Here is a 13030-nt window from a genome sequence, read left to right on the forward strand (position 1 = left end):
TTTGCCAAGTTTGGGTTGAAAAAGGCGATCTTTGCTGTTTTCAAAACCCGAGAAGGGCCTTTTTTGGCAAAGCCTTTTTCCGGTCCCGAATTCCCGTTGAGGATGAAGCGCAACCTTGCCGGGAATGCCATATGGCAGCGGGCTTTGGTGGGGATAAGTGCCTTTTGACCCTGAGTTGAAAAATCAGGACAAGGAAACCCTGATCAGAATGGTGGAGGAACAGCGCTCCGCCCTGGCCACCTATAAAGAGACCCTTAGTCGCATCTACCGTGAATTCGACGCCAAAATCGAAGAACTTTCCCTGATCCGCCGGGTCTCGGACGCCCTGCGCAAGGCTGCGGATCTGAAAGGCCTCACCGCCGGATTGGTGGAGGTGGTGATAAGTGAGCTTCCCGCCGATTTTGTGGGGCTTTTGCTCACAGACCCGGAAATGACCTGCCTTATCCCTTCTGCCTTGTATGACCGCGGATGGGAGCAACCTGAAATCAAAATAGAAATATCCGATAAAAACAATATCCCCCTGGATCAAGGCGTGCTGGGCAGGGCCGTGGCCAACGGCAGTATTCTGCTTTTGCCGGATTGGGATCTCACCGATGAACAGCCCTGGCCCGGTGTGTTTCCCAAACAGGCCAAAAGCCTGTTGGCTTTGCCGTTGGTGGCCAGGCAGCAGATCGTGGGGGCCATGGTGCTGGTCAGCCTAGCAACCGGAGCCTTTGGTCAGGAACACACCCGGACATTGACCATTATCTGCGACCATGCGGCCCACGCCCTGATCAATTTCCGTTTGATCGATCAGTTGGGCGAGATCAATGAAAGACTCCTGGCCAGTGAGATCAAGGCCCACCAGGCCAGGGAATACCAGCAATCCCTCTTGGATAACGCGGCGGACCTGATCATAGTGGCCGATGCCTCAGGTTGCATAAGCTACACCAATAAAGCTGCCTTGGAGCTGGGGTTTTCCCCCCGTGAGATTGAGGGCAGGCCTCTTTGGGATCTTTTCAGCCAGCCGGAAAAGGCCAGGTCCTGGTTTGCCTCCTCGCGCAAACAGAGTCGGGAATTGGATATGCTGCCGCCCTATGGGGGGGAAAGGCAGGTTTCGGTGAGCTTAACCCCCATAAGCCGCACAGGTGAACTTTTGGTCATGGCCAGGGACATAACCAGACAAAAGGAGCTGGAAAGAAGCCTGCTCCAGGCTGAAAAACTGGCCAGTGTGGGAATATTGGCGGCAGGTGTGGCCCATGAAATAGGAAACCCCCTTTCCGCCATCAGCGGTTATGCCGAACTTCTGGCCAAAAAGCAGATAAACCAGGCTGAAAGGACCGAGTTTTCCAAGGCGATTTCTGAGCAGGCTGAGCGGATAAACCGCATTATCAGAGACCTGTTGGATTATTCCCGCCCCAGCCCGGACCGGAAAAGGGTTCTTCTGGTTAATCAGGCCATTGAAGCTGTTTTGAATATGTATTTCACCGAAAAGCGCCTGTTGAGTCATGCCATGACGATCAAAACCCGGCTGGCCAAGGATTTATCCGGCGTAAACATGGACCGGGATCAGTTGCAGCAGGTGGTCTTGAATTTGATCATGAACGCGGCCCAGGCCATGGATAAGGGCGGTAAACTCAGCATTGTTTCGGAAAATGAGGGCGGGTTTGTAAAAATCCGTTTCATAGACACTGGCCCCGGGATCAAACCTGAGCATCTGGCCCACATTTTTGACCCCTTTTTCACCACCAAGCCGCCGGGCCGGGGCACTGGACTGGGCTTGAGCATTTGTCAGCGCATAGTAAGCCAGGCGGGAGGGCGGCTCACTGTGGAGTCGCAACCTGGCAAAGGTGCTGTTTTCAGCCTTTTTTTACCTGTAGCAGACCAGGAAGGGAATTAAGATGAGCCCGGTGTCCCCAAATCTGAGCGGGCGGGTGCTGGTGGCAGACGACGAGCCTCATGTCCGCAGAGTGCTTGAGGTCATGCTGAACCAGGCAGGTCACGAGGTTTTCTTGGCCCCGGGCGGGGTCAAAGCCCTGGAGCTTTTTGCGGCGGATATTTTTGACCTGGTCATTTTGGATCTCCGCATGCCTGATATGGACGGGCTTACGGTGCTTGAGAAGATCAAGGAACAGGAGCCTGAGCAGACCGTGGTTATGATAACCGCCTACGCCAGCCTGGAGACAGGGCTCATGGCAATGAAACAAGGGGCCTTTGATTACATCACCAAGCCGTTTAAAGAAGAGGAAATACTGGTTTTGGTGGAAAAGGCCCTGGAACGCAGCCGTATGCTGGCCGACAACCGGAAATTGCGTTCAGAGGTGCAGGGGCGTTGGGACTTTGGCCATATAATCGGTGAGTCTCCTGCCATGCAAAAGGTCTTTTCGGTTATGCGCAAGGTGGCCGACACCAGGGCCACAGTGCTGATACAGGGGGAAAGCGGCACTGGTAAGGAGTTGGCGGCCCGGGCTCTGCATTACAATTCCAGCCGCAGGCACAGGCCCTTTGTGGCGGTTAACTGTGCGGCCATACCGGCCAATCTTTTGGAAAGTGAGTTTTTCGGAGTGGCCAGGGGGGCTTTTACAGGGGCCGACCGTTCCAGGCAGGGACTGATGGAACAGGCCCATGGTTCAACCTTGTTCCTGGATGAAGTGGGCGAGTTGCCTTTTGAAATGCAGGCTGGCCTTTTAAGGGTGTTGCAAGAGGGCGAGATCAGGCGGGTGGGAGAGACCAGGTTCAGAAAAGTGGACCTGCGCATTGTTGCAGCCACCAATCGGGATATCAAAAAAGCCGTGGACCAGGGAATTTTCAGGGAGGATCTGTATTACCGGCTGAACGTGGTGCCCCTGATTTTACCGTCCTTGCGAGAGCGAAAAGAGGATATCCCCCTTTTGGCCCGTCATTTTTGCTTAAAGGCCGCTAAAGCACATGGCCTGCCGCCAAAAGGCCTAAGCGCAGATGCCATGGATGCCTTGGTTGAAGCGCCCATGAAGGGAAATGTGCGGGAACTGGAAAACTGCCTGGAACTGGCTGTGCTGATGAGCGAGGCGGGCGAGATCGGTCTGGAGGATCTCTCATTAAGGCAGACAGGTAAAAACAGCGGCCTGATCCGGGCTGTGGTCCCCGAAAAAGAAGAGGATCTTAAAAAAGTGCTTATGCTGGTGACCCAATCAGCCGAAGTACAGATTATTGAAAGGGTGTTGGCCCACACCAAGGGAAACCGCACCCGGGCGGCGAGGCGCCTGGGTATCTCCCGCCGGGCTCTTTTGAATAAAATCAAGGCCCATGGTTTGAAGGTGTGAATATTATTTCCCCTTGGTGTGAATCATCCTGCGCACTTACCAATTTGATAATTTTTGTTACAGGCCAAGGACGGCCAAAGGCTTTGCCCATGCGGCCCAATTGAGTTTTCTTTTTGATTTTTATAAGAAATCAAATGCATTGGAAAACAAGAGGGATTGACTGAAAACACCTTTTGCTTCTTAATAAAAGTGTGAATAAAATTTGTGATTTTCTGGCAATCCCTGGGTGAATAAAGCCGCAAAATACAGTTAAATCAAGAAGTTGTCTTGATTGAGATCTGTTGGCGCAAGCCTTGCATCAGGGAAGGTCTGAATGGTGGATTTTTCAATGTCCACCCCGGAAAGGACCTGACCAACATGGCCTCTGATCACGATCTTAATAAATGCTACAAAGAATTGGGCCTGTCTCCCGGTTCTTCCTTGGCCCAAGTTAAGTTCGCCTATCATCGTCTTGCCAAGGAATTTCATCCCGATCTGAACCCCGGCACCCTGGGGGTGATGATGTCCAGGGTGAATAAAGCCTATCGCATCTTAAAGGCTTATCTGGAAAAAAAAGAGAATTACCAAACATACATATTCCAGAGTTTTGCCGATTCGACAAATGACTCAGGGGTTAGAAGCCGCAAAACCGCAGGCGGCCCTTTGGCAAGCAGCCCGGAATTCGGGCCTGAATTTCATTTAGGCCCTTTGGCCGGGGGCCAAGCCGCAGATGACAATTCCCTGAATCCCGGACCATTGGCCGCGCTTAAAGGGGAGGCCAATAACAGCTCCTGGCGTCTGGTGGGGTTAAGCCTTAAAAACGGGGCTTTACTTTACCGAATAGAGGTTAACGGCACACCAGGCAAGCTCAGCCTGCCGGTGAGAAAGACGCGCCCCTGCACCAGTTGCCGGGGAAGGGGGCTTAACGGGGAGAACCAAAATGAACTTTGCCTTCATTGCGGAGGCAGGGGGCGTATTACCTGTTCTGAGACTATAAGCGTGACCTTGCCTGAAAAATGGCGGTCCGGCCAGACAATCAGGACCTCTGTCAGGCACCAGGGCATGCCCATTGAAGTTAAACTCGTGACTCCATCCAAACGTGGAAGGGAGAGTTAAGAGATGGCCCAACACCAGTCACGGGGGGGTAAATGGGCAAAGGTATTGGTATTGGTTCCCGGTGAGAAAATTTTCAACTTAAACGGCTTAACCAATGAATCGGATTGGGTCGGGAAAAAGGCCCAACCCAGGCCAAGTCATAAGCCAAATCTCAAGTCTCCTTCAGGCTATGGCACAAAGGAAAAACAAGACCACGCGCCGACTGGTTTTTTTCTGGATCGTTATGTTTGTTGATTCGGGATTATGCCCCGGGCAACCCTTTTTAGGCAGTTAAGGGGCGGCCCGAGGATCAACGCATTGTTTTTCTAATTTAAAAATTTAACCTGAAAAATACACGGAAAGGTTTTTTCCAGTGCCGAGTAGTTACGCCGCATGGCAGGCCCGGCGCTGGGAATACCAGCGCAGGGGCATGAGCATCAGATAAAGCGGCAGCATGTAAAGGGCTGCCAGCAGGGTGGAGTCCGGCCCAAAGAATTGGGCAGAGAAAACCACGGTCAGTACATTGTTGATATAGGTGAACCCCACCGCGCCGCTCAAGCCGTCCAGTCTTTCGGGAAACATCTTGGCCGCCAGGATGGGAGCGCCCCCGAAGATCGGTCCCAGGATCATGGCCAAGGTTGTGAGTTCCAAGAGCCTGCCCTGTTGATTGATCAGAAAATCCGCATAAGGCGCAAACACCCCCATATTGATGGTTAAGAAAAGGCATACGGAGATATAGTACTGCACAGCTCCCAGGGCCTTGACCAGTCTGGGTGAGAATTTTTTGATTAAAAAGGCCGCAACAAGGGGCACAAAGATCACCATGCAAAGCATGCGGGCCATTTGGAAAAAGGAAAGCTCCATCTGGGTTCCATAGAGCACTTCCACCAAAGCCGGCATGGTTAAAGGCACGGTCAGGGAGCTCAGCACCAGGGCGTGGAGCACTGGAGTGGTGCGTGCGCCGAGCATGGCGGCGAAAAAGGGAGAGGTGACCCCCACCGAGGTGCCGCTCAACAAAAGAACCGGCAAGGCATATTGCGGCGCGATAATCATGGTCAGACCCCACAGGATCAGGGGCATGACAATGAGCTTCAAAATGGTCCAGAACCCCGCTTCCCATACATGCTCTTTTTTGATCTGGATCAGGACATTGAAATCAAGGGTCAAAAAAGCCAGAAAGAGTATGGTCATCATGCCGAAGATGATATAGGGGGTGATGGCGCCTCCGATTTTCGGAAACAGCACTCCACCCGCCATGCCGGCGAAAGCCATGATAATCAGGCCAATATCCTTGGTGCGCATGTTAAGGGAAGCTCCTTGTAAAATAAAACCAGGCCAGGCAGTATTAACAGGGTGTCTTGAAAAAACCATGCATGGTTTTTTCAAGACACCCTGTTGGTAGTCACTCTGGTTAAAAATAATTTTCCAGGGGAAAAATTGTATTATTCGTTTAAAAAAACCAAAAGATTCCCATATGTATTCTCCAAAAACTTAAAACGCAGGTGCCTGCCTGTCAACCGGAAGCTTGGTTACAGGCAACAAAAGGGAGGCCTTAAATGCTTAAAAAACTGGTTATGGCTAATCGCAGCTATCGCAGGTTTTATCAGGATGAAAAAATCAGCACCGATACTTTGCGGGAGTTGGTGGAGTTGGCCCGCTATTCAGCCTGCGGGGCCAATCTGCAGCCCCTGAAATTTGTGCTGATCAACCAGCCCGAGCTGAGCCAAAAGGTCTTCAGCCGCCTTGGCTGGGCTGCGGCCCTGAAAAATTGGCCCGGGCCGGAGCAAGGCGAGCGCCCGGCCGCTTATGTGGTCATTTTGAGAGATCATGCAATTGACCGGGGCTTTTTAAAAGACGATATTGTGGATCACGCCATAGCGGCCCAGAGCATGCTTTTAGGGGCAGTGGAAAAGGGTTTCGGCGGTTGCATGATCGGCATGGTCAACCGAAAAGGCCTGTCCAAGGACCTGGGGCTTGGCGAACAACATGAAATTCTTTTGGTGGTGGCCCTGGGCAAGCCCAAGGAAACGGTTCAAGTGGATGACCTTGAGCCCGGCGCAAGCACCAATTACTGGCGGGATGAACAAATGGTGCACCATGTTCCCAAGCGCACCTTGGATGAACTGATCGTGGCGGAGCATGGGGATGAGGTTTGATCATCTTCACCTTTTGTGTAGAGATCTGGAAAAATCCGTTTCCTGGTACCGGGATGTGCTGGGGGCAAAGGTGACTTTGCGCAGCGAGGCCACCGGCCGCAAGATAGTGCGTATGGATCTGGCGGGCATGAAACTGGCCCTGTCGCCCTGGAGCGGGCCGGAGCAGGGAGCTGACCGGGTTGCCGGGCCGGGAGCCTATCAGATTGGTTTTATGGTCGATGACCTGGAAAACACCTTGCGGGACCTGCAAGGTAAAAAAGTGAAACCCACGCGAGGGCCGCTTCAGATCAAGCCGGGGCTGTTGGCCGCTTTTATCCAAGACCCCGATGGGGTGGAAGTGGAGCTTATGCAGGAGACCGGCTGAATCAAGGCCGCAAGTGGCTCTAACTGAAAACGCAATTCCAAAATACCGAAGCATCGGCCCGCCAGGCTTGACGGACCGATGCTTTTTTTAGGTGTAGTCAACCCGTTAGATATTACTCCAACAGGCCTGAATATGGGTCTGATCCATTTTTTTGCTCGTCAGGCTCACCAAAAGGCAAAGGATTATGCTCAAAGGCAGGGCTACGATATTGGGGTCCACAAACTGCATATTCCAGAGCCAGGTGCCCTTGTCAGCCAGAAATGCCAGGCTCTTCACCCCGAATAGGGCCTGGCAAAGGCCAATGGGCCCGGATTCCGCGGTATGCACAAAGAGCAGGTAGAACAGAGAGATAAAAAAGCCGCCGACCATGGAGGTAATGGCGCCGGTAAGGGTGGTGCCTTTCCAGTACAGGCCCATGAAATAGGCCGGTAAAAAGCTGGCTGCGCACAGGCCAAAGAAAAAGGCGGTGGCCCGGGCAATGATGGAAGGAGGCAGGATCCAGCTCCAGAAGAGCGTCACCACGATTATGATCCCCACACAGCCGCGGTTGAGGGCGACCGGATTGGAGACGTTAACCTTCATTGCCCGCTCGTAAAAATCCCGGCCCAGGCTGGTGCCGCCTGCGTGATACTGGCTGGCCAGGGTGGACATGGCCGCAGCGAACATGGCCAGTAAAAACAGGATGCCGAACCAGTCGGGCAGGAAGTCGGTGATAAAGACCGGTATGATTTTGTCCATGTTGCCGCCCGCGGCCTGTATGGCAATCTCCCCCGTCTCCCGGAAGAACATCACGTTGCTCAAGGCCCCGACCACAAAGGCCACGCCGGTCATGGAAAGGAGGAATATTCCGCCATAGAGGACCGCCCGGTTCAAGTCCCGGTCCGAGTTAACGGTCATGAAGCGCACGGCCAGCTGGGGCTGGGCCAGAACACCGATTCCCACGCCATAGACAATGGTGGTGTAGATGATAAGCCAAAGGGGCGAGCCGAACTCGGCCCCTTGGGTCCAGCCCAACATGCCCATGGCCTTAAGCTTGGCCGGCACCTGGCCGGCCAGGCCGGTGAGCTCTTTATGCGCGTCGATCAGGCCGCCCAAATGTCCGTAGGTGTAGAAAAGCAGGATCATCATCATGCCGAACATCAAGGAGCCTTGAAAGGCCTCGGTGTACATGACCCCTTTCAGGCCGCCGGTTATCACATAAACCGCCAGGATGGCCGTAAAGGAAAATAAGGCCCAGGCATAGCTTATCCCCAGGTTGACTTCCATCATGCGGGCTATGCCGATCAGGACCGCGGCTGCATAGACCGGGATGAATAAAAATATCACCACCCCGGCAAAGCCCTGTACAAAACGCGACTGATAACGCCTGCCCATCAGCTCTGGAAAGGTGAGCGCCCCCAAGGACACCCCCATGCGCCTGGTGCGTTTGCCTAAAAAGACCATGGCAATAAATATGCCGACCATGATATTCAAAAAGGTGAGCCATAAAAGCGGGAACCCGAACATGCCGGCCGCACCGCCGAAACCGATAATGGCCGAAGTTGAGATGAAGGTGGCGCCGTAGCTCATGGCCATTACAAAGGGGTGCATTTGCCTGCCGGCCAGCATGTAGTCGCTTGCCTGTTTAGTCTCGCGCCAACCTTTGAAGGCCAGATAGAAAATTACGCAGAGGTAGCCCAGGGTCAGGATGATCTTGATAGCCATGACTGCTCCTTGAAATAATCGCGGGGAATTTCAGAGGGGGTGTTTAGTCCTTTTCCTTTTCGTCCAGGACGTTATCCAGTTCCTCGTTCAAGGGCCCGGTGTCATTCCACTTCAGCGCGCCATAGACTACGCAGAGGACCGATGCCGCGATACAAAGAATATAGACCAAGGCCAGTTCAGTACTTGCAATGCCGAGCATTTACCGCTCCTTTTCCAAGGGTGGGGCTGAAAGCACAGTCACTATGTAGCTTTTATTGAGCTATATTGTAACTACCACAGGTCTTGTGTAATTTGTCAAGAAAGTTCATATGTATTATGGGTATTAATGGTTTTAAGCGGGCGGAAAACAGCATGGGAAGGGATTTGTAATGAAAAAACAGGCTGGATATTGGGTGATGTGGTTGTCTGGGCTATTGGGACTGCTTGGGGTGCTTGTGCTTTTGGGGCCGCTGCCGGTTCATGCCAAATCTCTGTTTGATTCAAATAAGCCGGAATATGCTTCTTTGTCGGAAAAAATGCACGCCTTGGAAAAATCCGGCGAACTGCGTAAGGCCCTGGCCTTGATACCCCGGATTTATGCCTGCGAAGATATTCCGGTCTCTGCCTATTACAACACCCTGGCCAACCGGCGGTTGGCCCTTTTGCGGGGGATTTTGGGTAAAAATTCTCATGCCTGTTTACTGAAGGAGTTTTATCAGCTTCTTTCCAGGCCTGATCATGCCTGGCGAGACCTTTCCAGCCTGTCTCATTTGCCTCCGGCCAGATTTTTATATCTGTGCCTGGCCGGATTCAGCAAGAAACCGGTCCTGGCCAAGCCCGGCCTGGAGGGACTTGACCTCAAGGCCTGTGTACAGTCAAACGATCCCTGGCTGGTTTCAGCGGCCATGTTTGTGGGGCGGAAAAAGGTGTTTCAACTTACCTGGCCCGAAGTGAAGCAAAGGGCCAGGGCAAGAGCGGATCTGTGGGACGATATCTGCGCTCGGCAGGCCCTGCTTTTTTGGGCTTCATCCGACCGCCCCGGAGCAGATCGGCCCGAAGCCGTAAAACAGATCCCCGGGTTTTTACTTGGCCCGGACCAGGGAGCACTTAGGGACAGATTGGCCTTGGTGCCCCAGGGTGAGTGCCTGGTCCAGTTAGGGGTGTTTGATCCCCGAAATGCCTGGTTTGTCAGGCAGGATCCATTTTTTGAGGCGGATTTTTTACTGGAAAGAAAAAATTGCGAGCCCCAAAGGCCGGGGAGCACGGCTTTGCAATTAAGGGCCGGTGCCTTTACGGAGATCAGGGCCTCCAAAGGCGAGTTCACAATCAGTCCCAAGGGATCGGATAAAAAGACTTGGTCTCAAACCATCAAATGCCTTTCCGGAAAATGCATCAGGATTCTTTTGCCGGGAGATTAAGGCGCAGGAGGACTTTGACAACAGCCTGAATGCGGGCCATGAAACACCCCCAAAATCAGAGATTTTCGGGGACCCCGAATGACAGCCCGCCGAATTGCGAAGCTTTTATAAGACGGGTAATTCCAGCCCCTTGGCAAAACCCAAGTTTTTGCCAAGGGGACTCTGACAAAGTCCAGGAGGTCTTTGTCAGTAAGCTGGGGACTGCCGGAAAAGGCAGTCCCTTAAAGATTCATTTCATCCTGGCCAGGATTTTTTTGGCCAATTTGGCCTGGCTGGTTTTGGGATGGTTTTTTATCAGTTTTTTTAGGACGATTTTGGCTGTGCGCTTGTCTCCCAAGGCAGAGAAACTTAAACCCTGCTTTAAAAGGGCGGATGAGGCCTTGGAGCTTTTGGGATAGCGTTTGATCACCTGGTTGTAGGCCAGGATAGCCTCTTCGAATTTCTTTTCTTCGTAATAGGTGTCGCCAATCCAGTAGTGGGCGCTCGGCGTGAGCTGGGATTTGGGGAATTTCTTTATAAGTGCTGAATACTGGTCCCTGGCCGCTTGAAAAGATTTTTGCTTGCGCAGCTTATGTCCCAAAGCATAGTAGGCCTTGGCCGTAGTGGGCTTTTGGGCCGATGCCTGGGTATTGGCTGGTTTGGCCTTTGGGGCCGGCGCGGGCTTCAGGGTGGGCTTGCCGCTTTTCTTATCAACCCCAAGGTAGTTTTCCAGCTTTTCCAAACGGGCTACTATCTCGGCCAGTTTGGCCTGGTTTTTTTCTTCCACACTGTTGATGGCCTGGGAGTTGGGCAACTGGTTCATGCGGTAGGCGGTTTCCTCCACCTGCCCCCTCAGTTTGGCCAGTTCCAGGGAAAGGGCATTAACCTTGGCGGTGAGCTCGGCCTGGGGGCGCCTGCTTTGGTCCTGGCGTTTACTTAAGCTGTCTAGGGTTTTTTGGTTGTTGTATACCTGCCCCTGGAGGGCCACAAATTCTTCACGCTCAACAGCGGCACAGCCGCCCATAAAGACTAAAGTGGCCAAGAGGGCAAATAGAAAAGTGCTTTTTTGGTTCATGCCACTTCCCCCTCTTTTTCTTTAGTTATTTGCCAGCAGGCCCGGGCTGCCAAGCACCCGGGCCCGGCCTTTTATTATTTTATAACAAAATGCACCCGGCGGTTGGCGGCATAGGCTTCTTCGGTCACCCCCATAACCAGGGGTTTTTCTTCGCCGTAACTCACGGTTTCCATGCGGTTGGCCTCGATGCCCATGGCCTCGAGATAGGCCTGGCAGGCAAGGGCGCGCTTTTCGCCCAAGGCCATGTTATAGGAGTTGCTGCCCCTTTCATCGCAGTTTCCCTCGATGATGACGGTCAAACCGGGGTGGGACTGCATGTAATTGGCCTTGTCGTTAAGAATTTGCTTGGCCTCGGTCGAGAGGTCGTAACTGTCATAGTTGAAGTGCACATCCTGGTTTGCGAACAACTCGCGCAAGGAGGTCTCTCCCTGGCGGGCCTGCTGTTCCCTTAGCCTGGCTTCGCGCAGGCGGCGCTCTTCTTCTGCTTTTAACTTGGCCTGCTCTTCGGCGCTTAAGGTCTCTCCTGGTCCGGGAACCGCCTTTTTGGCGCAACCGGCGCTCAGAACAAGGCCTGCCATCAAAGCGGCCATCAAGGCCCATACTGCAATACGTTTCACCTTTGCCTCCTTAAAAACTTTTTTGTTCAGCAGCCGGCATTGGGGTCTTTCCTGCTGCGTATGATTTCAGCGGCCGGCCACCCCTCTGGGAGACCAGGAAGGGTCGGTGTTTTCACCGGCTAAACTGGTCAGCCTTTTTATGAGTTGGCCGCCTGCGGTCATTACATAAATCTGATACCGTCCGGTCCTTCTTCCGGCATAGGCTATAAGCCTGCCGTCCGGGGACCAGCTGGGGTCTTCAGCGCCGCCGTAGCCCCTGGTGAGGATCTGCACGTCCTGGCCTTCAGGGGTTATGGTCACTACCTGAAAAGTGCCTTCAATCATGGCCTGGAAGGCAATACGGTCTCCCCTGGGCGACCAGTCCGGCGCAGCGCAATATTTGAAACCAAAGGTCAGGCGGCGGAAAGACCCGTCTGTCAGGTCGGCTATGTAAATCTGCGGAGAACCGCCCCTGTCCGAGACAAAGGCCATTTTCTTTCCGTCCGGAGAGAAGCTCGGTGCAACCTCGATGCCCCAGCCGTTGGTCAGCCTTTTTAAGATGTTGCCCGCCAGATCAACCAGAAAGATATTGGTTTTGCCGGTATGGCTCATGGCTATGGCCAGGTTGTTTCCACCCGGCCTGAAAACAGGGGTTATGTTGACCCCCGGCTTGTTGATAACCATTTTGCCCTGTCCGCCGGCCATGGCATGGATAAAGACCCCAGGCCGCCTGTTTTTGTAAGAAGTGTAGGCAAGAAGCCCGCCGTCTGAGGACCAGTTGGGATAAAGGCAGATATCTTTTCTGTTGGTGAGTTTGCGAACCCGGGAGCCGTCGAAATTCATGGTGTAGATTTCTTTGTTCACCCCTTTGTCATCCTGCCGGGCCCCCACGAAGGCGATCCGGCTGGAAAAAACCGAACGATCTCCGGTAAGGGCAAGCATGATTTCATCGGCAAAGCGATGCATCATGCGGGTCAGGTCTGCCGGTATTCCGTCATATCGCCGACCAACCAGCAATTTGCCGTCTACAACATCAAACAGCCGCATCTCCATGGTGAGCTGTTTTCCCACCAGGCCATAGTTGCCCGTGACCAGAAGCTCGGCCCCCACTCTGGACCAGCGGCGGTAGTTCAGGTTGGTGGGGTCCGGCTGCCCCAAAAAGCTGTTGGGGTTCAGAAAATCAAACAGGCCTGTGAATTCCAGGTCTTTTTGCAAAATCCCGCGGGCCTTGGCGCCAATGGGGGCTGTTTGTTCCAGGGCCTGGAACTCGGGCAGGGCCAGGGGAAGCTTGCGGGAAAAGGGCTTGGTAACGTCAATATAAACCCTGGCTTGGGCTGTATGATACGTAACCAACGGTAATAAAAACAATAAAACGAAAAACAGGCTCAGAGATTTACGCATTAT

At 53.3% G+C, this 13030-nt stretch carries 12 protein-coding genes; 6 read left to right on the forward strand and 6 right to left on the reverse strand.

All coding sequences use genetic code 11. From position 1 onward, the window contains the following. Positions 1–157 precede the first annotated feature (157 nt). The 3 genes from X474_RS07385 (at position 158) to X474_RS07395 (ending at position 4376) form a co-directional block, all read left to right on the forward strand. Positions 158–1879: an ATP-binding protein gene (locus X474_RS07385; protein ID WP_044347826.1), complete on the forward strand. Its 1722-nt coding sequence runs from the start codon at positions 158–160 to the stop codon at positions 1877–1879. Position 1880: 1 nt separating this feature from the next. Continuing rightward, a complete protein-coding gene (locus X474_RS07390; protein WP_044347827.1) occupies positions 1881–3281 on the forward strand; it encodes a sigma-54-dependent transcriptional regulator in 1401 nt (466 codons plus the stop codon). Between the two features lie 267 nt (positions 3282–3548). Then, positions 3549–4376, forward strand: coding sequence for a J domain-containing protein (locus X474_RS07395; protein WP_044347828.1), 828 nt, complete (start codon positions 3549–3551; stop codon positions 4374–4376). 363 nt (positions 4377–4739) lie between these two features. On the opposite strand, the gene X474_RS07405 is transcribed toward X474_RS07395, so the two are convergent. Further along, entirely contained in the window at positions 4740–5657 is a 918-nt protein-coding gene (locus X474_RS07405) for a bile acid:sodium symporter family protein (protein ID WP_044347830.1), read from the reverse strand. Positions 5658–5911: 254 nt separating this feature from the next. Here X474_RS07405 and X474_RS07410 point away from each other — a divergent pair, with 254 nt between their 5' ends. Together X474_RS07410 and X474_RS07415 are read left to right on the forward strand one after the other, a co-directional pair. After that, entirely contained in the window at positions 5912–6511 is a 600-nt protein-coding gene (locus tag X474_RS07410) for a nitroreductase family protein (RefSeq protein WP_044347831.1), read from the forward strand. Continuing rightward, positions 6501–6875, forward strand: a complete 375-nt coding sequence (locus X474_RS07415; RefSeq protein WP_044347832.1) for a VOC family protein — start codon at positions 6501–6503, stop codon at positions 6873–6875. The genes X474_RS07410 and X474_RS07415 overlap by 11 nt, the downstream gene beginning before the upstream one ends. 105 nt (positions 6876–6980) lie before the next feature. Here the strand turns inward: X474_RS07415 and X474_RS07420 are convergent, their stop codons facing one another. Then, positions 6981–8579, reverse strand: a complete 1599-nt coding sequence (locus tag X474_RS07420; protein ID WP_044347834.1) for a sodium:solute symporter family protein — start codon at positions 8577–8579, stop codon at positions 6981–6983. 43 nt (positions 8580–8622) lie between these two features. Then, positions 8623–8778 carry a symporter small accessory protein gene (locus X474_RS26450; RefSeq protein WP_197282016.1) on the reverse strand — a complete coding sequence of 52 codons (156 nt, stop codon included), beginning with the start codon at positions 8776–8778 and terminating at the stop codon, positions 8623–8625. A gap of 169 nt (positions 8779–8947) precedes the next feature. On the opposite strand from X474_RS26450, the gene X474_RS07425 reads away from it, so the two are divergent. Further along, a complete protein-coding gene (locus X474_RS07425) occupies positions 8948–9976 on the forward strand; it encodes a hypothetical protein (protein ID WP_044347835.1) in 1029 nt (342 codons plus the stop codon). A gap of 229 nt (positions 9977–10205) precedes the next feature. Here X474_RS07425 and ybgF read toward each other — a convergent pair whose 3' ends face one another. The 3 genes from ybgF to tolB form a co-directional block, all read right to left on the reverse strand. After that, positions 10206–11030 (reverse strand): tol-pal system protein YbgF, encoded by an 825-nt coding sequence (gene ybgF / locus X474_RS07430; protein WP_052514974.1) that lies wholly within the window; start codon positions 11028–11030, stop codon positions 10206–10208. A 74-nt stretch (positions 11031–11104) separates the two neighbouring features. Then, positions 11105–11647 (reverse strand): peptidoglycan-associated lipoprotein Pal, encoded by a 543-nt coding sequence (gene pal, locus X474_RS07435; protein ID WP_052514975.1) that lies wholly within the window; start codon positions 11645–11647, stop codon positions 11105–11107. A 66-nt stretch (positions 11648–11713) separates the two neighbouring features. Further along, positions 11714–13027 carry a Tol-Pal system beta propeller repeat protein TolB gene (gene tolB, locus X474_RS07440; protein WP_044347836.1) on the reverse strand — a complete coding sequence of 438 codons (1314 nt, stop codon included), beginning with the start codon at positions 13025–13027 and terminating at the stop codon, positions 11714–11716. Positions 13028–13030 lie beyond the last annotated feature (3 nt).

Origin of the sequence: Dethiosulfatarculus sandiegensis, from assembly GCF_000931935.2 — a bacterium.
Taxonomy (GTDB): Bacteria; Desulfobacterota; Desulfarculia; order Desulfarculales; family Desulfarculaceae; genus Dethiosulfatarculus; species Dethiosulfatarculus sandiegensis.